Genomic DNA, 22529 nt, shown 5'->3' with positions numbered 1-22529 from the left:
ATCGGTGTCCGCCGTTGGCCGGCGCCCTGCCACACTGTCGGGCACCCGGCCGCAATGGCACCTCCCGCCACTGACAATGCTGAGGACTACTGAGGGACCCAGACTGACATGGCGCGGGCATATTGCGCCGTGAGATGGGGGCGACGCTCCCAGCCAGCTCTGAGCGGCTGCTCAGAACCTGCGGTCTCTTTCCGTCCAAGCGGCTGGCCCGGGCCACAAGCTCTTGCCCAGCGCCACTTCCAGTCGCGCCAGGGTCCCCAGGTCGGGCAGGACCATCCCTCGGAGCAGCCGGCTGATCGTGGCGTGGGAGACGCCCGCCTTGTCGCCGAGCGTGCGCAGGCCGATCTCGGAGGCCGCCATGGCCGTCGCCAGGTTGCGTGCGAAGGCCTGGCCATAGTGTGCGCTGACGGGGGCGCTCTCGACGAGCCGGGCGTACGGCCACTCGCCGGAGGCGATGTATGTCGCCGGCAGTTGGTCGTTGTTGCTCCGGGGCATGCCGAAATGATCCCACGTCGCCATGGGGCCCGTCCCTCCGTGCCGGTTGAGTCGACACACGCCTCGTGTTGGTGCAAGTACACACCATTTTAGGTCATGGGAGGCAGCGACGTCGGCATTCTTGTTGCGGCTTTGCGGAGACGGTTGCTGGCCGCTGGCGGGAAGTTCTGATCAGTGTCCGCGTGCGCCCTGACGGGTCTGCCTCGACGAGGTAGCCGAGCTCTGTGAGGATGCCGAGGACGACCGCACTGCGGATGACGTCGAGCCGCCTCGTGGGCTCCGTCTGCCCTGCCCATGGGCAGGATTGTGCGTCGTTCATTCCGTGAGGGTGATGACGCCATCGGGGATCCACCCCTCCAGATAGCCCCGCAGAAATGGGCCGAGCTCGTGCGGGTGCACATGCAGGTCACCCTCGACCTCCGTCAGGGGATGCCAGGCATACACGGCATCTGGTGACGTGCTCGAGCAAGGACGAAGGGTGAGGTTTCTCATTCGGTCCCGACGGACGGCGAAAATGTGCCTGGTGGCGACTTGAGTCGGTGCGGTCGAAGGGGGCGTGTACTTGCCGACCACGGGAACTGCGGCCAAGTACCAGTGACTGAACAGAGGGTCCTGGATTCGCATGAGGGAGAAACCGGTCGGCTGGAGGCGGACCACTGCCGCCCTCAATGGCGTCCACGCCCTCTTACCGGGCGAGCGTCTGAGCAAGACACGCTCCTGCTCGTCAATGACGGCAACTTCTTGTGAGCAGTGGCCGTGTCGGCGGGTTGCGATACCTCTCATGCCTTGAGAGTCCGGCAATGGCCGCCTCGGCGCCCCTGAGGGGCGCCGGAGCGAATGAAAGCGATAGGCGTGGAGCGGAAGACTCAACCATCGCGCCGATGCGCGCCCAAGAGGTGTGAGCGGGATGAGGGCTGACAGGCCGTGACCTGCGGCGACGCTGATAGCGTTCCCAGATCACTCGAAGCGCGTTCTGAGGTCAGAGAGGCCGCCCTCTCTGACCTGTGCTCTCAGAGTTTCGATCAAGCCCCACGAAGGCGGGGCCTGCCGCTGTGGGCGGCGGTGCCAACAGGTTAGCGGATCGGGGGACGGGGTGGAGGCGGTGGTGAGCAGCGTGGTCGTGAGGGGAGGGGGTCAGGCCGGGGGGACGTGGACGAAGTGGCCCGCCACGCGGAGGTCCGCCTCGATGGCGGATGCCGTACGGGTCAGTTCGGGGAGGATCTCCGCTTCGCAGGCCTGCGTCGTGCGGCGGGCCGCGTGCATGGCGACGTTCAGGGCCGCGACCACTCTTCCCGTGCGGTCGCGTACCGGGACCGCGACGGCCCGCAGGCCCGCCTCCAGTTCCTCGTCGACGAGGGCGTAGCCCCGCGCCCGTACCTCGGGGAGGGCCAGCAGGACGCGGCCCAGGGCCGTCGCGCGGGCCGGGAGGCGGGCGCCGACGGTGACGCGGGCGCTCAGGACGCGGGGTGTGGACGCCCGGGCCGTGTACTGGATCTCCGTGCCCGTGTCGGAGAGGACGGCGAGGGACGTCGATTCGTGGACGCGGTCCGCCAGGGCGGTCAGGTGGGGCTGGGCGATCTCGGGCAGGGAGGTGCGGGAGAGGGGCGGGAAGCCGAGGGACAGAACGCGCGGGGTGAGGGTGAAGGCGGCGTCGGGGGCGGGGGAGACCAGACCGGCGTGCGTGAAGGTGATCAGGGCCCTGCGTGCCGTTGCCCGGGCCAGGCCCGTCGCCTTCGCCACCTGGGTCAGGGTCAGGGCGGAGCGGCCCTCGCCGAACGCCGTCAGTACGGTCAGTCCGCGGGCCAGGGACTCCACGAACTCCCGGCCCAGTTCCTGTTTCGACGCGCCCGTCCAGGTGGCCAGGCCGGCCCGGGGCGGGCCGGGCGCCGGGGGAGGGGCCGTGCGCAGGTCGTCCTCCATGGCCGCCACCGCCGTACGCAGGCGGGGGAGCAGGGACGTCCGCAGGTCGGTGGCCGTGTGGCGGCTGGTGTGGCTCACGACGCTCGCCACGCAGGCCACCCGGCCGCTGCCGGGGTCCCGTACGGGGACCGAGAGTGCCACCAGGCCCGGTTCGATCAGCTGGTCGTCCAGTGCGTGGCCGTCAGCCGCCGCCTCGGCCGTACGCCGGACGAAGTCCTCGTCGGGGGTGGGGTGTTCGCGGGGCGGTACGGCCGGGAAGGTGCGGTCCGCCGGGTCTGCCGCCCGGCGGGTGCGCCAGTGCTGCCAGTCGGGGTCGGTCCATTCCGTGGCGAAGAGGGGGCCCGGGGCCGTGCGTTCGGCCGGGAGGAGGTCGCCGATGCGGAAGCTCAGGGACATGGCGCGGCGGCGGGTGGCCTGGTGGATGAAGCGGATGCCGTCCCGGTCGCCGACCGCCAGGGACACCGACTCGTCGAGTTCGTCGGCCAGGGCGTCGGCGCGGGCGGAGAGCAGGGCGGGCAGGCGCAGGGCGGCGAGGTAGGCGTTGCCCAGTTCCATCAGGCGGGGGGCCAGGGCGACGTCGCGGCCGTCCAGGCGGACGTATCCCATGCGGGCGAGGGTCGCCGTGAGGCGGTCGACCGTGGAGCGGGCCAGGCCGGTGGTCTTCTCCAGGGCGCTGAGGCTGAGGGTGCCGTCGTCCGCCTCGGTCAGCCGGCGGAGTACGGCGATGCCACGGAGGAGGGGGGTGACCGCCTCGGACGGGACCGTATCCGGGAGGCCCGTTCCCGCCGGGTCCGAATCCGGCAGAACCGATCCCGCCGGGTCCGGCTCCGGCAGAACCGATCCCGTCCGGTCCGTTTCCGCCGGGACCGTCCTCGCCGGTGCGCCCGCGTCCGGTGCGCCCGCGTCCGGTGCGGCGGCGGCAGCCGGGGCGTGGGCCCCGTCGGGGGCGGCGTCGTCAGGACTGTGGGCGGGCATCGGCTCTCCGGTACGGCGGTCACGGCAGGTCGCCTACGGTAGCCCGGCCCGTCGCCTCGTCGGTCCGCCCGTCCGTACGGTGGCTCGGTGCGTCCCCGCGGCGGTCCGGCGAGTTCGTACGGTGGCTCGGACCGTCCCCGCGTCGGTCCGGCCCGTCCGCAGGGCCGCTCGTGCTCCCCTCCGTCCGTGCCCCGGCCGTCGTCCGCGTCCCGGTCGCCCGCCCCGTGCCCCCTGCGTCACTTGCGGGTGACCCGCACCCGTACGTCGCCCTTCGCGTCCTTCCCGGTCACCTTGACCGTGATGCCCTTGCGCGGGTCCTTGAAGGTCTCGCCCTCGGTGAAGGCGGCGTCCGAGAGTTCGGCGTGGACGTTGGGGCTGCGGGTGCAGCCGCCGCTGTCGCGCTGGGAGTCGTAGACCCGCACCGGGCCCATTCCGGTGTCCACGTCCGCGTCGACCTTGTAGATCAGTACGCCGGGCCGGCACACCGTCGCGTCGTTGCCCTCGCGGGTGCGCAGTTCCAGCGCGTAGCCGGACGTGCCGCTCAGCGGGAGGACCACCAGCTTGTCGCCGCCCTTGCGGGCCAGCGGCGTCAGCGTGTACTCGGTCGTCCCGGGGGCCGAGGCGCAGTGCACCTGGGTGGGGTCGAGCCAGCCCAGCTTCCACTTGTGCCAGCCGAGGAGGTCGTTGTCGGCGCCCCAGTCCTCGCTCATGATGTCCCAGTGGCCCACGGCGCCTCCGCCCTCCTGGGTGTAGAGGTCGGGGAGGCCGAAGACGTGGCCGTTCTCGTGGGGGAGGACCCGGTAGCCGGTCTCGCCGTAGGAGCCGGAGCCGTCGTCCTGACGGGAGTAGACGAAGGAGGCGTTGGACACCGGGACGCCGTCGGCGACCGGGGCCTCCTTGTTGCCGGCGAAGGTCACGGACAGGACGGTGTCCAGGGCGGAGGGGCCCGCGTTCGGGGTGACCAGGACGTTCACGAGGTCGTACGCCCGGAAGTCGACCTTCGAGTCGGCCGCGGCGACCATGTCCTGGACCAGTTTGCGGTAGCCGGGTTCGAAGGGGGCGCCGCGTTCTATGCCGTACTCCGCGAAGGACTTGGGCATCCGGAGCCAGTCCCGGACCGGGGTTTCGGGGCGGTAGTCGAGGCGGCCGTAGCTGCTGGTGCGGAACCACTCCTGGGTCTGCGGGAAGAACTCCGCGTACCGGTCGAGCGCCTTGCCCTCGCCGGGCGCGTCGGAGAAGTCGATCATCAGGGTGAGGGCGCGGACGGTGCCGGTCGAGCGGGCGTACCCGGTGGAGGTCGGTACGCCCTCGGACATCTGGATCTCGGAACCGCCGCTGATCATGCAGGGGCCGTGCGCGGAGGAGCGGGAGAGGGCGGCGGGGCCGGGGCCCGAGGTCGAGGTGCCGGGCGCGAGCCGGCCGGTGCCGGCCGAGGTGCTGAGGGCGAGGGTCAGGACGGCGACGGTCGTGGCCGCGGCCAGTCGGCGCGGGCGTATGCGGTGGCTCGGTGGCTGCGCCTGCCCGTGCGACCGCATGCGGACCTCCCCGTGCCACGGCAGCCGCCCGACACCGGCTGCGCCCTTGGGCTCACCCTGGGCCGCCGGATGGGCGGGCGCGCGCTGGAGGGGCCGATCGTGGGTTTCTCGCCGGTAGCCGCCGACCGGGTGACGTGCGGACCGGTCCGGCCGTGAGTGTGAGCCAGGTCACCGGAAAGTTCTTCGGGAGCGGGAAATAACCGGGGATCGTTTCCCCGTTTAGACCTGTGTCCGAGCGAAACGGGGACTGTCTCCCCGGATCGTGAGCCCACTGACCCAGACAGACCAAGGAGTGCGCCGTGCAGACCGCGACCCCCGACCAGCGCAAGGCGGCCCGGCCCCGCGCCGATGCTCTGCGCAATCGGGAGCGGATCGTCGCCGCCGCCCGGGAGATGTTCGTCGAGCACGGCCCGGACGTGCCGCTCGACGACGTCGCCCGCCGGGCCGGCGTCGGCAACGCCACGGTGTACCGCAACTTCCCCGACCGCGACGCCCTCGTCCGCGAGGTCGTCTGCTCGGTCATGGACCGTACGGCACGGGCGGCCGAGCTGGCGCTCGACGAGACCGGGGACGCGTTCGAGGCGCTGGAGCGCTTCGTGCACGCCTCCGCCGACGAGCGCATCAGCGCGCTGTGTCCCATGGTGTCCAGCACGTTCGACCAGCACCACCCCGACCTGGAAGCGGCGCGCGAACGGGTCGAACGGCTCGTCGCCGAGGTCATGGACCGGGCGAAGGCGGCCGGTCAGCTCCGTGACGACGTGGGCGTGGGCGATCTGATGATCGCCGCCGCCCAGCTCAGCCGGCCCCCGGCCGGCACGGGGTGTGTCAGCGCCGACCGGTTCGTCCATCGCCATCTGCAGCTTTTCCTGGACGGGCTGCGGGTTCCCGCCCGCTCCGCCCTGCCGGGGACGGCCGTGACCCTGGAGGACCTGCGCCGGCCCTGCGACCAGTAGTTCAGCCCGTTCAGCCCGTTCAGCCAGTTCAGTTCGTTCGGTTCGTACAGCCCGTACAGCCCGTTCGGTCCGTTCGGTTCCTTCAGTCAGTTCCACCGGTTCCGTCATCGATGCCGAGCCGTCAGCGCCGTCGCTGACGGCGGGCCGGCGCCGCGGGATCAGTCGTCCCTTTTCTCGTCTTTTTCCGTCACGAAGTCCGAAGTGGGTATCCCCATGTCTCAGTCAGCCGTCCAGGCCTCCGGCGTGTCCGACGCCCCGGACGCCGGCCGCTGGAAAGCGCTGGTCTTCATCGCGCTCGCCCAGCTGATGGTGGTCCTCGACTCCACCATCGTGAACATCGCCCTGCCTTCCGCCCAGCAGGACCTCGGCATCTCCGACGGCAACCGGCAGTGGGTCGTCACGGCCTACGCGCTCGCCTTCGGCGGTCTGCTGCTCTTCGGCGGCCGGATATCCGACAAGTGGGGCCGCAAGCGCACCTTCATCACCGGGCTGGCCGGTTTCGCCGCGGCGTCCGCGCTCGGCGGCGCGGCCACCAACGAGGCGATGATGTTCGGCTCCCGCGCCCTCCAGGGTGTCTTCGGCGCCCTGCTCGCGCCCGCCGCGCTCTCCCTGCTCGCCGTGATGTTCACGGACGCCAAGGAGCGCGCCAAGGCCTTCGGCATCTACGGCGCGATCGCCGGTGGCGGTGCCGCCGTGGGCCTGATCCTCGGCGGTTTCCTCACCGAGTACCTGAACTGGCGCTGGACCTTCTTCGTCAACGTGCCGTTCGCCGTCGTCGCCGCGGCCGGCGCCTACCTCGTCGTCCGTGAGCCGAAGGGCGGCCGCAACCGCGCCCCGCTCGACGTCCCCGGCGTGATCCTGTCCACCCTGGGTCTGGTGGCGCTCGTCTACGGCTTCACCCGCGCCGAGTCCGAGGGCTGGAGCGACGCGGTGACGGTCGGCATGTTCGTCGGCTCCGCCGTGCTGCTGCTGGCCTTCGTGCTGGTCGAGTCGAAGGTCCGCACTCCGCTGCTGCCGCTGCGCGTGATCACCGAGCGCAACCGGGGAGGCGTCTACCTCTCGCTGGGCCTGGCGATCATCGCGATGTTCGGCCTGTTCCTCTTCCTGACCTACTACCTGCAGATCGTGAAGGGCTACACGCCGGTGAAGACCGGCTTCGCCTTCCTGCCGATGGTCGTCGGCATGATCACGGGCTCCACCCAGATCGGCACCCGCCTGATGACCCGGGTCCCGCCCCGGCTGCTGATGGGTCCCGGCTTCCTCGTCGCCGCCGTCGGCATGCTGTTGCTGACCCAGCTCGAGGTCGACACCTCCTACGCCGGTGTGCTGCTGCCCGGCATGCTCCTGCTCGGCCTCGGCATGGGTACGGCGTTCATGCCGGCTATGTCCCTGGCCACCACGGGCGTGGAGCCGCGGGACGCCGGTGTCGCCTCGGCGATGGTCAACACCTCGCAGCAGGTGGGCGGGGCGATCGGCACGGCGCTGCTGAACACGATCGCCGCCTCGGCGACCACGTCGTACATCGCCGACCACATCGGGGGCGCGTCCTCCCGCTCCCAGCAGCAGCTGGTCCAGTTGCAGGGGCAGGTGCAGGGCTACACCAGCGCGATCTGGTTCGCCGTCGGCATCCTGGTCGTGGCGGCCGCCGTCGCCCTGACCTTCGTCAACGCCGGACGTCCGGGCGTCGGCCCCGTCGCCGGGTCCCGTACGGGCGACGCGGCCGAGGACGAGCTGCCGGTGCCGGTCGTCGTCCACTGACGACGCCGGTCCCGGTACCCGCTCGGGCCCCTGCTCCACCCGTGCGGACGGGGAGGGGACGCCCCGTCCGCACGGTTCCCGCGGACCTGCCCCGGCCGCGCGGTCAGCGCAGCCAGGGCAGGTCCGCACCCGCTTCGCTCGGCTGAAGTCCCTCGGCGACGATCCGCATGATCTCGCCGAGGGACTTCTGCTGTTCGGGGGTGAGTCGGTCGAAGACCGCCTGGCGCACGGCGTTCACGTGGCCCGGTGCCGTCCGGCGCAGCACCTCGTGGCCCTCGTCCGTGAGGATGGCGAACTGGCCGCGCTTGTCGGAGGGGCAGTCCTCGCGGCGCACCCAGCCGTTCTTCTCCAGGCGGGCCACCGCGTGGGAGAGCCGGGACCGGGTGATCTTGGCGTACTTGGCCAGCTCCGTCATCCGCAGCCGCCGGCGCGGCGACTCGGCCAGCTTGACCAGGAGGCCGTAGTAGACGTGCGGCATGCCCGCGTCGCGCTGGAGCTGTCGGTCGAGGTGGTCCTCGAGGAGGGTGGCGGCCTCGATGTAGGAGCGCCAGACGAGCTGCTCCTCGGCGGTGAGCCATCGGGGTTCGTCGTTCATACCGCCCACTGTACGAGACTATTTCTTGAATCTTAAACAAACTGGGGGTAGATTGGCGTCGAGTAAAGGTTGAGGTTTCAAGTATGTGAGGAGTCCGCCATGACCGTCGCCCCGCAGGAGCGCATGCCCGCCCTCTATCTCAGTCACGGCGCCCCGCCGCTGGCCGACGACCCCGTCTGGCCCGGCGAACTCGCCGCCTGGGCCGCCGCCCTGCCCCGCCCCAAGGCGATCCTCGTCGTCTCCGCCCACTGGGAGGAGGCCCCCCTCGCCCTCGGCGCCACCCGGACCGTGCCCCTGGTCTACGACTTCTGGGGCTTCCCGGAGCACTACTACCAGGTGCGCTACGAGGCCCCCGGCGCCCCCGGGCTCGCCGAGTCCGTGCGCAAGCTGCTGCGCGCCCCCGGCACGCCCGTGCAGGACGTCCCCGACCGCGGCCTCGACCACGGCGCCTACGTGCCGCTGGTCGAGATGTACCCCGGCGCCGACATCCCGGTGCTCCAGGTCTCCATGCCGACCCTCGACCCGGCGCGGCTCATGGAGATCGGCCGCAGGCTCGCGCCGCTGCGCGACGAGGGCGTGCTGATCATCGGCTCCGGCTTCTTCACCCACAACCTGGCCGCGCTGCGCCAGGGCGGCATCCCCTCCTGGTCCGCCGAGTTCGACGACTGGGGGCAGCGGGCGCTGGAGGGCGGGGACGTGGACGGCCTGCTCGATTTCACCCGCAAGTCCCCGGCGGGGCGGCTCGCCCACCCCCGCACCGAGCACTTCGCGCCCCTGTTCGTGACCATGGGGGCGGCGGACGCGGCCGGCGAGCTGGACCTGCGGCGGTCGGTGATCGAAGGGTTCTGGATGGGGCTGGCCAAGCGTTCGGTCCAGTTCGGCTGAGCGACGGGCCCGGGAGCCGCCTAGAGCGGCTTCTCGTACCAGGCCACGTCCCAGTACCGCCCGAACTTGCGGCCCACCTCCCGGTACGTGCCCACGTGCCGGAAGCCGAAGCGGGCGTGCAGCCGCGCCGAGGCCTCGTTGGGCTGGGCGAGGGCCGCGTAGGCCCGGTGCAGGTCCTCGCCGGCCAGGGCGTCGAAGAGGGCCGTGTAGAGGAGCGAGCCGATGCCGCGGCCGCCGGCCCCCGGAGCGACGTAGACGGTGGTCTCCACCGAGGTCGCGTAGGCGGGTTTCGCGCGGTAGGGGCTGGAAGTGGCGTACCCCAGAATCTCCTGTGACCCCGCGTCCCTCGCAACCCTCAGCCGGTGGGGGCCGTCTTCAGGGTGGGAGAGCAGCCAAGGGCGGCGTTCTTCCGGGGTGAACGGCTCGGTGTCGAACGTGAGGGGCGTCTCACGTACGTAGTGGTTGTAGAGGTCGGTGAGGGCCTCGAGATCGGCCTCGACTCCCGGCCTGACCTGGACCTCCGCAGTTCCCGGTGGCATCCCGCCTCCTCGTGTGGCGGCACAGGGTACTGCATGATCAGAAAAATTGAGGGGCGGGTTGGGAATTCTGTCCGGATTCCAGTCGTTGTTTCCATCGGATGCAGGGCACCCGAGGAGAGTCCCCGGCAGGGATCCAGACACACGGAGACCACCCGCACGGAGCCCGAGCGTCCACAGGACCACCCGCTGAACCACCATCGCAAGGGAGCACGCATGGCAACCCGTGCCGTCGCCCGTCGTAAGTCCGCCACCGGCGAGACCTCCGGCTCGGCAACCAGCGTCCGCGCGAACGGCGGCGAGCTCGCCGACCGCGATCTGGTCGGCATGTACCTCGACGAGATCGCCCGGACACCGCTGCTCGACGCCGCCAAGGAGGTCGAGCTGTCCCAGACCATCGAGGCGGGTGTGTTCGCACGGCAGGTCCTCGAAGGGTACGAGGAGACCGGGGCCGACGCCACCCGTGAGGAGCTCCAGGCCCTCGTCGACGAGGGCGAGCGGGCGAAGGACGTCTTCATCCGTTCCAACCTCCGCCTGGTCGTCGCCGTCGCCCGCCGCTACCCGCGCAGCGGGCTGCCGCTCCTCGACCTGATCCAGGAGGGCAACGCCGGCCTGGTCCGCGCCGTCGAGAAGTTCGACTACCGCAAGGGCTTCAAGTTCTCGACGTATGCGACCTGGTGGATCCGTCAGGCCATCACCCGGTCCATCGCCGACCAGTCGCGCACCATCCGCCTGCCCGTCCACCTGGTGGAGGAGCTGGGCCGGATCCGGCGCGTGCAGCGCGAGTTCAACCGCGAGCACGGCCGCGAGCCGGAGCCCGCCGAGATCGCCGCCGAGCTGGGCTCGAAGCCCGAGCGCGTCGTCGACGTGCTCGACTGGGCCCGCGACCCGGTCTCGCTGAACATGTCGGTGGACGACGAGGGCGAGACCCAGTTCGGCGACCTGCTGGAGGACACCTCCGCCGTGTCGCCCGAGCAGTCGGTGCTGACCCTGCTGCGCAGCGAGGAGCTGGACGACCTCATCGGCCGCCTCGACCCGCGCACGGCCTCCATCATCAAGATGCGGTACGGCATCGACGACGGCCGCGAGCGCACGCTGACCGAGGTCGGCAAGGAGCACGGCCTCACGCGTGAGCGCATCCGCCAGATCGAGAAGCACGCGCTGCTGGAGCTGAAGAAGCTGGCCCGCGACACCGGCTTCGAGGCGGCGGCGTGACGCGGGGGGCGTGACGTGGCGGGTGGGGCGTACGCCGGGTGCTGAACCCGGCGCAAACATGGCCGTACAACGCTGCTTCAACCGGCCGGGGCCGGGAAAGAGACGGGCGAGCCCGTTCGTCCGGCTCCCGGGCCCCCGAAGGCACGGCCCCTCCCGCGCCCCGGCGCGGCACCACAGACCACGTCCCGACGCACTCCCCCCGGCGCCGGGACTTCCCGAGCCGGGCTGCCCGGCGCCTCTCCCCCCGGGGCGCCGCAGCCCGGCTCCTTCCTCGTGGCCGTGCCGCAGGGCCGTGGGACGGGCCGGTGGGCCGGTGCGAAAGGGGCGGGGCACCCCGAACCTGAACCCCGGGGTGGCCCGCCGAATGGCAGATTCTGCCACAGCGGCATAGCCTGCCGACGTGAGCTCCACCGTTCCCGCACGTCCCGCCGACGGACCGGCCTCCCTGACCGAGCGGCGCAAGGCCGAGACCCGGATGGAGATCGCCCGCGCGGCGGCCCGCCTCTTCGCCGGCCAGGGCCTGCGGGCCACCCGGGCCGAGGACATCGCCAGGGCCGCCGGGGTCGCCCCGCGCACCTTCTACCGCTACTTCGCGGCCAAGGAGGAGGCCATCGCGCCGCTCTACGCCCTGGGCGCCGAGCGCTGGGTGTGCGCGGTGCGCGAGGCGCCGGCCGAACTGTCCCCGCCCGAGGCCCTCGAACACGCCGTGCGGCACACGCTGACCCCGGGCGCGGGCGTCTCGGCGCGCTCCTGGGAGGGGGCCCGCACCCTCATCCGCCTGGCCGGGAGCAACCCGGCGCTGCGCAAGGTGTGGGCGGAGGTCTGCCACCGCACGGAGCGGGGGCTGGTGGAGGCGCTGGCGGCGCGGATGTCCGGCGGTGACGACAACGTTGCCGCGCGGCTGGCCGCCGCTCCCCGGCTGCACTTCGCCGCCGCCGTGGCGGGCGCGGCCGTGCGCGTCGCGGCGGAGAACTGGGCGTCGGCGCCCCCTCAGGACACGAGCGGCCCCCTGGAGCAGGCGCTGCTGAACCTGGCGGTGCTGCGGGACTTCGACTGGGAGGACGGCCCGGCGCGGCGGGTGTGACGGGCGGGACGGCGAGCGGGCAAGGCGGGCGGGACGGCGGGCGGGCGTGATGGGCCTGACGGCGGCCCGGTGCGGCGGGTGTGACGGCGGGCGAGTGCGACGCGCGTGACGGCGGGCGGATGCGGCGGCGCAGGTCAGCCGTCCTCCGCCGCCCGTGCCAGGCGTGCCCCCATCTCCCGGACGCACTCCACCAGTTCCGCCGGTTCCGCGACCCGGAACTCCAGCCCGGTCGTCGCCAGCCGCACCGCGATCCACTCCACCGAACCGGACACGGTCGCCCGCACCACGCACGATCCGCCGTCCTCCGCCGGCTCGGGCACCCCCAGCCACGGCGGCAGCAGGGCTGCGACGGTCGCGGCCGGCGCGTGGAAGACGACCGTGATCCCGTAGGAGTCGTTCCGCCGGTACATCGAGCGCCGCAGGTACTCGGCCGCGTCACCGGTCGGCAGTTCCCGGGGTGCGAACCGCGCCCCCGTGGCGAAGGGCTCGCTCACCCGGTCGACCCGGAAGGTCCGCCAGTCGGCCCGGTCGAGGTCGTAGGCGACCAGGTACCAGCGCCGTCCCGTCGACACCAGCCGGTACGGCTCGGTCACGCGCCGCGTCTCGGTGCCGTCCGCCGCGCGGTAGGCGAACCGCAGCCGCTCGTTCCCGGCCACCGTCGAGGCCATCACGGTCAGCGTCTCGGGAGCGATGCTCGGCCCGTCCCCGCTGGTCAGCGGCGTGGTGGCGGACTGGAGCGTGGCGACCCGGCGCCGCAGCCGGGACGGCAGCACCTGCTCCAGCTTGGCCAGGGCCCGCACCGACGCCTCGTCCAGGCCCGCGACGGCGTGCCCGGCGCCCGCCCGCAGCCCGACGGCGATGGCCACCGCCTCCTCGTCGTCGAGCACCAGCGGCGGCATCGCCTTGCCCGCCACCAGCCGGTAGCCGCCGTCGGTGCCCATCGTCGCCTGGACCGGATAGCCCAGCTCGCGCAGGCGGTCGATGTCACGCCGGACCGTGCGCCGGGAGACACCGAGCCGTTCGGCCAGCTCGCCGCCGGGCCATTCGCGGGGCGTCTGGAGGAGGGAGAGGAGGGTCAGCAGCCGGGCCGGGGTGTCCGTCGTCATGCCGTCGAGGATGCCGCAGATTTAGGACACGATCTGACCTACCGCCCTCCTAGGTTTCTCCCATGACCTCCACGCACACCCCGGAACCGGCCCCCGTTCCGCCCGCCGCGGCGGGCGGAACGGGCGACCGCCGCCGCTGGTTCGCGCTCGCGATCGTGATGACCGCGGCGTTCATGGACCTGGTAGACGTCACCATCGTCAACATCGCCATCCCCTCGATCCAGCAGGACGAGGGGGCCTCCTTCAGCCAGATCCAGTGGATCACCGCCGGATACGCCCTCGCCTTCGCGGCCGGCCTGATCACCGGCGGGCGGCTCGGCGACATCCACGGCCGCAAGCGGGTCTTCCTCGTCGGCATCGGCGGCTTCACCCTCGCCTCGGCGCTGTGCGGCTTCGCCGTGAACCCGGAGATGCTGGTCGCCTCCCGCATCCTCCAGGGCGGCATGGCGGCGCTGATGGTTCCGCAGGTGCTGTCGATCGTGCACGCCACCTTCCCGGCGCACGAACGCGGCAAGGTCTTCGGGCTGTTCGGCGCGATCGTCGGACTCGGCGCCGTCTCCGGTCCGCTGCTGGGCGCCCTGCTCACCGAGTGGAACCTCTTCGGGCTCGAGTGGCGGCCCATCTTCCTCATCAACCTGCCGGTCGGCATCGCGGGCCTCGTCCTCGGCAGCCGCTTCATCACGGAGTCCAAGGCGCCGCGCGCCCTGAAACTCGACCTGGTCGGGGTCGCCCTGGTCACCCTCGGGCTGCTCATGCTGATCTACCCGCTCACCCGGGGCGAGGAGCTGGGCTGGCCGCTGTGGGGCCACCTCTCGATGGCCGGTTCGGTCGTGGTCCTCGCGGCCCTGGTCGCCTACGAGCGGCGCAAGAGCGCGCGGGACGGTTCGCCGCTGGTGGAGCTGTCGCTGTTCAAGGTGAAGAGCTTCGCGGCCGGGATCGCCGTGCAGACCGTCTTCGGCGTCGGACTGGGCGTCTTCTTCCTGGTGTGGACGCTGTACATGCAGGTGGGGCTCGGCTGGAGCCCGCTGCGGGCCGGCCTGACCGGCGTACCGTTCTCGATCGCCGTCTCCACGGCCGCCGGGGTCTCGGTGCAGAAACTGGTCCCGCGCTTCGGGCGCAAGGTGCTGCAGACGGGCGCGCTGGTGATGGCGGCCGGGGTGCTCCTCTACGTCTGGGAGTCCGGGCACTACGGGCTCGCCATCACCTCCTGGCAGATGGCGCTGCCGCTGGCCGTGATGGGCCTCGGCATGGGCCTGATCGTCGCGCCGCTGACCGACGCGGTGCTCTCCCAGGTGCCGCGCGAGCACGCCGGGGCGGCGTCGGGGCTCATCAACACCGTGCAGCAGATGGGCAACGCGCTCGGTCTCGGCCTCGTGTCGGTGGTCTTCTTCGGCACGATGAGCGACCACCTCACCCCCGCCCGCATCGGACCGGCCTACGTGGACGCCTTCCAGAACGCGCTGGGCTGGGTGGCCGGGGTGCTGGCCGCGATCTTCCTGCTGATGTTCGCGCTGCCCGGGCGGCCGGCTCGGCACGGGGAAGGCGGCGGTGCGGAGGACCGGACGGAGGAGAAGGAGCCCGTCCTGGTCTGAGACCGGACCGGAGCCCGGCGGAGACCGGGCCGACGTCGGCCGGTCCTCGTGGTCGACCGGCGGGGGTCGGCCGACCGACGAGGACCCGGCCGACGGGAAGCGGGCCCGGCACGGAAGTGCCGGGCCCGCTTCCCGTCCAGCCGATGCCCGGTCATGCCTGCTCGGGTCCGATCGTTTCCACTTCGTGTTTACATTCCGGACAAGCGGGCGTAGCCTCCCGGGAAAACCACAGGTTCGGACACGAGTCGGAGGTGAACGGTCATGTACGCACCGGAGCGGCAGCAGGAGATCCTCCGGCTCGCCCGGGACGGCGGCCGGGTGGACGTGGTGTCGCTGGCCGAGGAGTTCCAGGTGACGGCGGAGACGATCCGCCGGGACCTCAAGGCCCTCGACCGCGCCGGTCTGCTCCGCCGCGTGCACGGCGGCGCGATCCCCGCCGGACGGCTCGACTTCGAACCGGACCTCGCCGAGCGCGAGTCCACGGCCGCCGACGAGAAGGACCGCATCGCCAGGGCGGCCCTGGCGGAACTGCCGGCCGAGGGCACGATGATCCTCGACGCCGGTTCCACCGTGGCCCGCATGGCCGCGGCGATCCCGCGGGAGACCTCGCTGACCGTGGTCACCCACAGCCTGCCCATCGCGGCCCGCCTCGCCGACCACCCCGGCATCCAGCTCCACATCGTCGGCGGACGCGTACGGCACCGCACCCGCGCCGCCGTGGACGCCTGGGCGCTGCGCGCGTACGGCGAGATCCGCGCCGACGTGGCCGTGGTGGCCGCCAACGGGTTCTCCGTGGAACACGGCCTGACCACCCCCGACCTCGCCGAGGCCGCCGTCAAGCGGGCCGCCCTGACCGCCGCCCGGCGCGTGGTGCTGCTCGCCGACTCCTCCAAGTTCGCGCAGGAACACTTCGCCCGCTTCGGCGCCCTGGACGACGTGGACCTGCTCATCACCGACACCGGACTGACCCCCGAGGACGCGGGCGACATCGAGCGCGCCGGCACGGAAGTGGTACGCGCATGATCCTGACCGTCACCCCCAACCCGTCGCTGGACCGCACCTACGAGGTGCCCTCCCTCGACCGCGGCGAGGTCGTCCGCGCCACCGGCGAACGGGTCGACCCCGGCGGCAAGGGCGTGAACGTCTCGCGCGCGGTGACCGCCGCAGGGCAGCGCACCGTCGCCGTGCTGCCGCTGGGCGGGGCACCGGGCGCCCTCGTCGCCGAACTGCTCGACGCGCAGGGCATCGAGGTGGCGCCGGTCCCGATCACCGGACCCACCCGCTCCAACATCGCGCTCGCCGAGGCCGACGGCGTCCTGACGAAGATCAACGCGCCGGGCCCCGAACTCTCCCCGGCCGAACGGGAACTGCTCCTGGAGACCGTACGGCGCCAGTCGCCCGGCGCGGACTGGATCGCCTGCTGCGGCAGCCTGCCCCGCGGACTCGCCCCGTCCTGGTACGCCGACCTGGTCGCCCGTGCCCACGCCGCCGGGGTCCGCATCGCCCTGGACACCTCCGGGCCCGCCCTGCTGAGGGCGCTGCGCGAACGGCCTGACGTGGTCAAGCCGAACGCCGAGGAACTGGCCGAGGCCGTCGGCCGGCCCCTGGCCACGGTCGGCGACGCCGTGAAGGCCGCCGAGGAACTGCGGGAGCGGGGCGCCGGGTCCGTGCTCGCCAGCCTGGGCGCCGACGGGCAGTTGCTCGTGGACGACGCGGGCACCTGGTTCGGCACCGCCCGCGTGGACGCCGTACGCAGCAACGTCGGCGCCGGGGACTCCTCCCTCGCGGGGTTCCTCGTCGCCGGGGGGAGCGGCCCCGGCGCCCTCGCCTCCGCCGTCGCGCACGGTGCCGCGGCCGTCCAGTTGCCCGGCAGCGTGATGCCGACGCCGCAGGACCTGGACCCGGCGGCCGTCACGGTCACCGCCGAGGTGCCCCTGGACCGCGTCCTGGTGGACCGCCTCCCGGGGGTGCCGGCGGCATGACCTTCCACCCCGCTCACGGCCTCCTCCCCGGGGCCGTCCCCAGCCCCCACCGCTGTGCCCCCGTCCCCCTCCCCGCCCCCGCCCCTCACCCCACGTTCCGGGCGATACGCGAGCTAAGGAGCCCGCGATGAGCGACATGATCACCGCGGATCTGGTCGACCTCGACCTGTCCGCCGACACCAAGGAAGCGGCGGCGCGTGCCCTCGCGGAGCGGATGACGGCCCTGGGGCGGGTGACCGACCTGGAGGGCTTCCTCGCCGACGTGGCCGCCCGCGAGGCGCAGATGCCGACCGGCCTGGACGGCGGCATCGGCATCCCGCACTGCCGCAGCGAGCACGTCACCGAGCCGACCCTCGCCTTCGGGCGCAGCGCGGCCGGCGTCGACTTCGGGGCGGCGGACGGACCGGCCGACCTGATCTTCCTGATCGCCGCTCCGGCGGGCGCCGACGACGCCCACCTGACGATCCTTTCCGCCCTGGCCCGGCAGCTGATGAACGCCGAGTTCACCGCCGCGCTGCGCTCGGTGGGCGACGCGGCGGGCGCCGCCGCGCTGATCCGCGGGGAGGAACCGGCCGCTGCCGGGGCGCCCGCGGCGGACGCGGCGGACGCCGGTCCGGAAGGCGGCCGGGACTCCGTGGCGGGCCCGGCGGCGGCCTCCGCCGGGCCCGCCACGGTCGCCGACGAGGGGACGCCGGAGCCGGCCGGGCCCGCGCGTCCGTTCCGGATCGTCGCCGTCACCTCCTGCCCCACCGGCATCGCGCACACCTACATGGCGGCCGAGTCGCTGGAGAACGCCGGCCGCGAGGCGGGCGTCGAAGTCGTCGTCGAGACCCAGGGCTCGGCCGGCTTCACCCGGCTCGACCCCGAGGTCGTCGCGGCGGCGGACGGCGTGATCCTCGCCCACGACGTGGCCGTGCGCGAGAAGGACCGCTTCGCCGGGAAGCCCACCGTCGACACCGGCGTCAAGGCGGCCATCAACCGGCCGGGCGAGCTGATCCGCGAGGTCCGCGACAAGGCGGCCCGCGGCGAGGTCGCCGCCGCCTCCCCGGACGCGACGCGGTCCCCGGACGCGACACCCGTCGAACGCGGCGGCGAGCCCGGCGAGGGCTACGGCACCAAGCTCCGCACATGGCTCATGTCCGGCGTCAGTTACATGGTCCCGTTCGTCGCCGCCGGCGGTCTGCTGATCGCCCTCGGCTTCGCGATCGGCGGCTACGAGATCAACAAGGCGCCCTCCGTGATGGACCACTTCGTGTGGACCCAGGCGGACAGCTGGGGCGCGCTGCTGTTCCAGATCGGGGGCGTGGCCTTCGCCTTCCTCGTCCCGGTGCTGGCCGGCTACATCGCCTACGGCATGGCCGACCGGCCGGGCCTGGTCCCCGGTTTCGTCGGCGGCTCGATCGCGCTCACCGTCGACGCCGGCTTCCTCGGCGGACTGGCGGCCGGTCTGATCTCCGGTGCGGTGGTGCTGGCGATCCAGCGGATCCGCATACCGAAGGCGCTGCGCGGCATCATGCCGGTGGTGGTGATCCCGCTGATCTCGGCGGCGGTCGTCGGCTTCCTGATGTTCGTCGTGATCGGCAAGCCCATCGCGTCCGCGCAGTCGGCGATGACCGACTGGCTCAGCGGCCTGTCCGGGGCCAACGCGATCCTGCTCGGCGCGCTGCTCGGCCTGATGATGTGCTTCGACCTCGGCGGCCCGGTCAACAAGGTCGCCTACACCTTCGCCACCGCGGGCATCGCGGTCGCCAGCCCCAGCGACCCCGCGATGAAGATCATGGCGGCGGTCATGGCGGCCGGCATGGTCCCGCCGCTGGCGATGGCGCTGGCCACCACGGTGCGCGGCCGGCTCTTCAACGCCGCCGAGCGCGAGAACGGCAAGGCCGCCTGGGTCCTGGGCGCCTCCTTCATCTCCGAGGGCGCGATCCCGTTCGCCGCGGCCGACCCGTTGCGCGTCATCCCGGCGTCGATGGCGGGCGGTGCGGTCACCGGTGCCCTGTCGATGGCCTTCGGGGCGACGCTGCGCGCACCGCACGGCGGCATCTTCGTGGTGCCGCTGATCGGCAACCCACTGCTCTACCTGGTCGCCGTCGCGGCCGGTGTCGCCGTCACCGCGGCGCTGGTGATCGTCCTCAAGGGGCTGCGCAGGGCGGCGCCGGGAGCGGCGGCCCAGGGACCGGACGGCGCGGACCCGTCGGCCCCCGCGCCGGGGGAGAAGCAGCCGGTCGCCGCCTGAGGCACCGGACGGGACCGGACGGGACCGGACGGGAGCGGTGCGCGCTACGGGGACACCCGTGCCGCGCGCCGCTCCATCGCGAGGCGAGCCGTCTCCTCGCTGTCGTACACCTCGCACATGTGCCGCCCGTCCGGCGTGGCGGTGTGCTCGACCTCCCACAGGGAGACCTCGACGCCGTCGCGCAGCAGGAACGCGTGCTCGTAGAGCGAGAAGCCGATCCGGGCGCGGCCCGCGCGGCCGGGACCGCCGAAGGCCTGGGTGATCTGGTGCCCGCACGCCGTCGACAGCCGCTCGGCGAGGTCGGCCCCGGGCCGGTCCGCGTTCTCCGCGCGGCGCAGCAGCCGACGGGCGTGGTCCGCCGAGGCGTCGGGGACGTACGTGTGGCGCGGGGCGGGGACGGGCGACAACGGCACCTGCGCCGGCAGCTCGAAATCGGGCGTGTCCGGCTGGAGCGCCAGCCGGGAGCCGGCGGCCCGCAGCTCCTCCTCGTCGACGTAGACCTCGTGCTGCGGCTCGCTGCCCGGGGCGGTGTTGTGGACCAGCTCCCACAGGGTGAGCGCGGAGCCGTCGGGGAGCAGCCAGGTGTGGCGGTACGTCTCGCGGTGCAGACCCGCGCTGTGGTGCGCGGAGTGCAGCGAACCGTCGTGCGCCAGCGCGCAGTCCAGCCGCCGCAGGATCTCGTCGGGAAGCTCGAAGGAGTTCAGTGCGCGACCGAGCAGTCGCATGAGGTGCTCCTCCGGAGACTCGGGCGACTCGGGTGGTTCGTACGCTGCGGTCTCGTACGGAACGCTCAAGGTTTCTCCCGGCGTTGCTGCATGTCACCTTGTGGGTGCATACCGTAGCCCCCCTTCGGGCGTCGTGGGCGGGAACCGGGAAAACGTACGCACGAAAAACGCGGGGGCCGCGCGAAAAGTTCCCGCGCGGCCCGACGAAGCGTCAAAAAAGCCTGCTCACAGGCGGGTCAGGCCTCACTTCCGGCGATCCACTCGCTCCACGGCATGTTCCAGCCGTTGAGGCCGTTGTCCGGTGCGACCGTGTCGTCGGGGGAGTTCTTGACGATCACGACGTCCCCGATCAGAGAGTTGTCGTAGAACCACTTGCCCGGGGTGTCGCCCTGCGCGCCCTGGGCGTCCGCGAGTCCGACACAGCCGTGGCTGGTGCCCTGGGAGCCGAAGGGCGGATTGCCGCGGCTGTACCAGTAGTTGCCGTGGATGAAGGTGCCGGACTGGCTCAGCCGCATCGCGTGCGGCACGTCCGGGATGTCGTACTCACCGCCGAACCCGACCGTCGACCCGTTCATGCGGGTCTGCTCGGACTTCTCCGAGATCACCATCTGCCCGTTGTACGTGGGGTTCGCGGCGCTGCCCGCCGAGATCGGGACCGACTTGAGCGTCTTGCCGTCGCGCACCACCGTCATGGTCTGCGTGTTCACGTCCACCGTGGAGACCTGCGCGCGGCCCACGGTGAAGGTCACCGTCTTCTTCTGCACGCCGTAGAGGCCGTTCGCGCCCTCCACCCCGTCCAGGTCGATCTTCATCGTGACCTTGGAGCCGGCCTTCCAGTACTCCTCGGGCCGGAAGTCGAGCCGCTGCGCGCCGAACCAGTGCCCGGCCACCTTCTGCCCGCTGCTGGAAGTGACCGTGATGTGCGACTGGACGCTCTTCCGGTCGGTGATCGCCTTGTCGAACGTGAACGACACCGGCATCCCCACCCCGACCGTGCTGCCGCCGTCCGGGGTGTACGTGCCGACGAAGCTGTTCTGCGTGGAGACCGTCGTGAAGACCGAGTCGGCGGCGGCCGGGCGGCCGTCGGCGTCCTTTGCACGCGCGGTGATCTGGTACTTCGTGCCGCGTTCCAACTGCTCCTTCGGCTTCCAGCTCCCGCCGTCGCCCGACACCGTGCCCGGCACGGCGGCGCCCGTCTCCGCGACGGTCATCTTCACCTCGGTCAGCGTGCCGTCGCTGACCTTCACGCCGGTCGAGTTGATCGAGGCGCCGGTCGAGCCGTCCTCGGCCGAGATCACGAGCTTGGCGACCGAGGTGTCGGCGGACCCGGCGCCGCCCTTGCCGTCCTTCGTGGTGTCGGCGCTGGCGCTTCCGCCGCAGGCGGTGAGGGTGAAGGCGCCGACCACCAGGGCGGCACAGGCCCCCAGTACGCGCCGCGTGGCTATGTCCGGCGTTGTCACGGGCTGCTCCAGGTTCGGGTGTTGTGCGGTGTGCGCTTCAGCGGTGTAGAGGGCCCCGGCGGCCCGTGGGGTTCCCGTCGGCCGCCCGCTGCGGCGACACGTGACAAAACGCGGACAATCGCTACGCGCACGGTGCAACCGGCCCCGGACGACCGCCCGTTCACACCCTCGCCCACCCCCGTTCAGGCCCCCCGTGCCCCGCCTCGTCCACCCCCGTTCAGGCCCCTCGTGCCCCCGCCTCGTCCACCCCCGTTCAGGCCCCCCGTGCCCCCGCCTCGTCCAGCTCTCCGTTCAGCCCTTTCGCCCTCACGCCTCCCCGGACTCCCCGTACAGCTCCCCGTACGACGGCCAGGCCCCGCCCGGACCGTCCACCGGCTCGGCGGCCCGGACCGCCCGCACGATCGCCCGCGTCACCACGTCCGCGCCGGCCGCCAGCACCTCGTTGAGCGCGAGCGGCTGCCCGGCGTCGAGCGGACGCTCCCCGGTGGCCATCGCGAACACCGTGTCGCCGTCGTTGAGCAGGTGCACCGGCCGTACGGCACGCGCGATGCCGTCGTGCGCGGTGCCGGCCAGCTTCTGCGCCTGCGCCTTGGACAGGCCGGCGTCGGTGGCGACCACGGCGAGCGTGGTGTTCAGCGGCGGCGGCGCGTTCCTCGCCGCGGCCTCGGCCAGCCGCCGCCGCGCGGCCCCGTGGACGTCCGGCGCCGGGTACGCCACCCGACCGCCCCGGAACAACTCCCCGTACAGCGCCCCCGTCTCCGGATCCACCGCCGACCCCGCCGCGTTGGCCACGACCAGCGCCGCCACCGTGATCCCCGAGTCCAGCACCGTGCTCGCGGTGCCCACCCCGCCCTTCAGCGCGCCGACCACGGCACCGGTGCCCGCCCCGACACACCCCTCGGCGACGTGGGCGCCCGGCGCGCTCGCGTGGGCCGCCTCGGCCGCCGCGTATCCGGTGGCCGCGTCCGGCCGGGCCCCGAAGTCGCCCCCGCGCCCCAGGTCGAAGACGCAGGCCGCGGGCACCACCGGCACCACGTGCGCCGGGTCGGGGCCGACCCGCACGCCGTGTCCCCGCTCCTCCAGCCAGGCCATCACCCCCGACGCCGCGTCGAGCCCGTAGGCGCTGCCACCGGTCAGCACCACCGCCTGCACCTTCTGCACGAGGTTGCGCGGATCGAGGGCGTCGGTCTCCTTGGTGCCGGGGCCGCCGCCGCGCACATCCACCCCGGCGACCGCCCCGCCCTCCGGCGCGAGCACCACCGTCGTCCCGGTCAGCCATCCGTCGCCGGCACGCGTCGCATGCCCCACCCGCAGACCGGCCACATCCGTCAACGCGTCAACTGTCATACGGCCAGTCTCGTCCAGCCACCCACCGCGGAACCGCAGCCGACGACGCTCCGCGGCGCGGCAGACGCGGAGCCGCCCTCAGACGGCCGTCCGGCTCCTCAGGCGGCGGGAACTGTTCCCCAGGCGGCGG

The 22529-nt window shown here is 72.7% G+C and carries 18 protein-coding genes; 9 read left to right on the top strand and 9 right to left on the bottom strand.

The window, feature by feature from the left end:
• Positions 1-171: 171 nt before the first annotated feature.
• From Sdi02f_RS13860 to Sdi02f_RS13845, 3 genes are all read right to left on the bottom strand, one after another.
• Entirely contained in the window at positions 172-519 is a 348-nt protein-coding gene (locus Sdi02f_RS13860) for a helix-turn-helix domain-containing protein (RefSeq protein WP_108933333.1), read from the bottom strand.
• A gap of 1110 nt (positions 520-1629) precedes the next feature.
• Positions 1630-3390 carry an IclR family transcriptional regulator domain-containing protein gene (locus tag Sdi02f_RS13850; protein WP_245962186.1) on the bottom strand — a complete coding sequence of 587 codons (1761 nt, stop codon included), beginning with the start codon at positions 3388-3390 and terminating at the stop codon, positions 1630-1632.
• Between the two features lie 236 nt (positions 3391-3626).
• Entirely contained in the window at positions 3627-4925 is a 1299-nt protein-coding gene (locus tag Sdi02f_RS13845) for a M6 family metalloprotease domain-containing protein (RefSeq protein ID WP_055468434.1), read from the bottom strand.
• A 299-nt stretch (positions 4926-5224) separates the two neighbouring features.
• On the opposite strand from Sdi02f_RS13845, the gene Sdi02f_RS13840 reads away from it, so the two are divergent.
• Both Sdi02f_RS13840 and Sdi02f_RS13835 read left to right on the top strand, forming a co-directional pair.
• Complete coding sequence (locus tag Sdi02f_RS13840; RefSeq protein WP_030399258.1) at positions 5225-5878, top strand: TetR/AcrR family transcriptional regulator; 654 nt, start codon at positions 5225-5227, stop codon at positions 5876-5878.
• Positions 5879-6091: 213 nt separating this feature from the next.
• On the top strand, positions 6092-7636 hold the full coding sequence (locus Sdi02f_RS13835; RefSeq protein WP_031083467.1) for an MFS transporter: 1545 nt from the start codon (positions 6092-6094) through the stop codon (positions 7634-7636).
• Positions 7637-7739: 103 nt separating this feature from the next.
• Here Sdi02f_RS13835 and Sdi02f_RS13830 read toward each other — a convergent pair whose 3' ends face one another.
• Complete coding sequence (locus Sdi02f_RS13830) at positions 7740-8231, bottom strand: MarR family winged helix-turn-helix transcriptional regulator (RefSeq protein ID WP_030399256.1); 492 nt, start codon at positions 8229-8231, stop codon at positions 7740-7742.
• Between the two features lie 123 nt (positions 8232-8354).
• Here Sdi02f_RS13830 and Sdi02f_RS13825 point away from each other — a divergent pair, with 123 nt between their 5' ends.
• Positions 8355-9116 carry a dioxygenase family protein gene (locus Sdi02f_RS13825; RefSeq protein ID WP_037800568.1) on the top strand — a complete coding sequence of 254 codons (762 nt, stop codon included), beginning with the start codon at positions 8355-8357 and terminating at the stop codon, positions 9114-9116.
• Positions 9117-9136: 20 nt separating this feature from the next.
• Here Sdi02f_RS13825 and Sdi02f_RS13820 read toward each other — a convergent pair whose 3' ends face one another.
• Complete coding sequence (locus tag Sdi02f_RS13820; protein ID WP_031083465.1) at positions 9137-9655, bottom strand: GNAT family N-acetyltransferase; 519 nt, start codon at positions 9653-9655, stop codon at positions 9137-9139.
• A 213-nt stretch (positions 9656-9868) separates the two neighbouring features.
• Between Sdi02f_RS13820 and Sdi02f_RS13815 the strand changes: the two genes are divergently transcribed.
• Positions 9869-10867, top strand: coding sequence for a sigma-70 family RNA polymerase sigma factor (locus Sdi02f_RS13815; RefSeq protein WP_030399253.1), 999 nt, complete (start codon positions 9869-9871; stop codon positions 10865-10867).
• 400 nt (positions 10868-11267) lie between these two features.
• On the top strand, positions 11268-11951 hold the full coding sequence (locus tag Sdi02f_RS13810) for a TetR/AcrR family transcriptional regulator (protein ID WP_053664334.1): 684 nt from the start codon (positions 11268-11270) through the stop codon (positions 11949-11951).
• Between the two features lie 134 nt (positions 11952-12085).
• On the opposite strand, the gene Sdi02f_RS13805 is transcribed toward Sdi02f_RS13810, so the two are convergent.
• Positions 12086-13057, bottom strand: coding sequence for a helix-turn-helix transcriptional regulator (locus tag Sdi02f_RS13805; protein ID WP_030399251.1), 972 nt, complete (start codon positions 13055-13057; stop codon positions 12086-12088).
• 62 nt (positions 13058-13119) lie between these two features.
• Here Sdi02f_RS13805 and Sdi02f_RS13800 point away from each other — a divergent pair, with 62 nt between their 5' ends.
• The 4 genes from Sdi02f_RS13800 to Sdi02f_RS13785 all read left to right on the top strand — a co-directional run bounded on the left by Sdi02f_RS13800 (position 13120) and on the right by Sdi02f_RS13785 (position 18867).
• The gene (locus Sdi02f_RS13800) at positions 13120-14649 is read left to right on the top strand and encodes an MFS transporter (RefSeq protein ID WP_053637597.1); all 1530 of its coding nucleotides are present in this window, start codon (positions 13120-13122) and stop codon (positions 14647-14649) included.
• Positions 14650-14910: 261 nt separating this feature from the next.
• Positions 14911-15672: a DeoR/GlpR family DNA-binding transcription regulator gene (locus Sdi02f_RS13795; protein ID WP_030399249.1), complete on the top strand. Its 762-nt coding sequence runs from the start codon at positions 14911-14913 to the stop codon at positions 15670-15672.
• Entirely contained in the window at positions 15669-16631 is a 963-nt protein-coding gene (gene pfkB / locus Sdi02f_RS13790) for a 1-phosphofructokinase (protein ID WP_055468432.1), read from the top strand. Before Sdi02f_RS13795 ends, pfkB begins: the two co-directional genes overlap by 4 nt.
• Positions 16632-16758: 127 nt before the next feature.
• Positions 16759-18867 carry a PTS fructose transporter subunit IIABC gene (locus Sdi02f_RS13785; protein ID WP_108933331.1) on the top strand — a complete coding sequence of 703 codons (2109 nt, stop codon included), beginning with the start codon at positions 16759-16761 and terminating at the stop codon, positions 18865-18867.
• A 44-nt stretch (positions 18868-18911) separates the two neighbouring features.
• On the opposite strand, the gene Sdi02f_RS13780 is transcribed toward Sdi02f_RS13785, so the two are convergent.
• The 3 genes from Sdi02f_RS13780 to Sdi02f_RS13770 all read right to left on the bottom strand — a co-directional run bounded on the left by Sdi02f_RS13780 (position 18912) and on the right by Sdi02f_RS13770 (position 22399).
• Entirely contained in the window at positions 18912-19661 is a 750-nt protein-coding gene (locus Sdi02f_RS13780; protein WP_030399246.1) for a DUF6227 family protein, read from the bottom strand.
• 167 nt (positions 19662-19828) lie between these two features.
• Positions 19829-21052 carry a L,D-transpeptidase gene (locus tag Sdi02f_RS13775; protein WP_108933330.1) on the bottom strand — a complete coding sequence of 408 codons (1224 nt, stop codon included), beginning with the start codon at positions 21050-21052 and terminating at the stop codon, positions 19829-19831.
• 306 nt (positions 21053-21358) lie between these two features.
• Positions 21359-22399, bottom strand: a complete 1041-nt coding sequence (locus Sdi02f_RS13770; RefSeq protein ID WP_108933329.1) for a P1 family peptidase — start codon at positions 22397-22399, stop codon at positions 21359-21361.
• Positions 22400-22529 lie beyond the last annotated feature (130 nt).

Origin of the sequence: Streptomyces ardesiacus (assembly GCF_003112575.1) — a bacterium.
Classification (GTDB): domain Bacteria; phylum Actinomycetota; class Actinomycetes; order Streptomycetales; family Streptomycetaceae; genus Streptomyces; species Streptomyces ardesiacus.
The sequence above is the reverse complement of the archived record's forward strand: the minus strand, read 5'-3'. Positions and strand labels throughout refer to the sequence as shown.

Bases quoted from the DNA above. Each gene is read 5' to 3' on its own strand.
- Sdi02f_RS13860 (WP_108933333.1), bottom strand. From the start codon at position 519: ATGGCGACGTGGGATCATTTCGGCATGCCCCGGAGCAACAACGACCAA.
- Sdi02f_RS13850 (WP_245962186.1), bottom strand. From the start codon at position 3,390: ATGCCCGCCCACAGTCCTGACGACGCCGCCCCCGACGGGGCCCACGCC.
- Sdi02f_RS13845 (WP_055468434.1), bottom strand. From the start codon at position 4,925: ATGCGGTCGCACGGGCAGGCGCAGCCACCGAGCCACCGCATACGCCCG.
- Sdi02f_RS13835 (WP_031083467.1), top strand. From the start codon at position 6,092: ATGTCTCAGTCAGCCGTCCAGGCCTCCGGCGTGTCCGACGCCCCGGAC.
- Sdi02f_RS13830 (WP_030399256.1), bottom strand. From the start codon at position 8,231: ATGAACGACGAACCCCGATGGCTCACCGCCGAGGAGCAGCTCGTCTGG.
- Sdi02f_RS13825 (WP_037800568.1), top strand. From the start codon at position 8,355: ATGCCCGCCCTCTATCTCAGTCACGGCGCCCCGCCGCTGGCCGACGAC.
- Sdi02f_RS13820 (WP_031083465.1), bottom strand. From the start codon at position 9,655: ATGCCACCGGGAACTGCGGAGGTCCAGGTCAGGCCGGGAGTCGAGGCC.
- Sdi02f_RS13815 (WP_030399253.1), top strand. From the start codon at position 9,869: ATGGCAACCCGTGCCGTCGCCCGTCGTAAGTCCGCCACCGGCGAGACC.
- Sdi02f_RS13805 (WP_030399251.1), bottom strand. From the start codon at position 13,057: ATGACGACGGACACCCCGGCCCGGCTGCTGACCCTCCTCTCCCTCCTC.
- Sdi02f_RS13800 (WP_053637597.1), top strand. From the start codon at position 13,120: ATGACCTCCACGCACACCCCGGAACCGGCCCCCGTTCCGCCCGCCGCG.
- Sdi02f_RS13795 (WP_030399249.1), top strand. From the start codon at position 14,911: ATGTACGCACCGGAGCGGCAGCAGGAGATCCTCCGGCTCGCCCGGGAC.
- pfkB (WP_055468432.1), top strand. From the start codon at position 15,669: ATGATCCTGACCGTCACCCCCAACCCGTCGCTGGACCGCACCTACGAG.
- Sdi02f_RS13785 (WP_108933331.1), top strand. From the start codon at position 16,759: ATGAGCGACATGATCACCGCGGATCTGGTCGACCTCGACCTGTCCGCC.
- Sdi02f_RS13770 (WP_108933329.1), bottom strand. From the start codon at position 22,399: ATGACAGTTGACGCGTTGACGGATGTGGCCGGTCTGCGGGTGGGGCAT.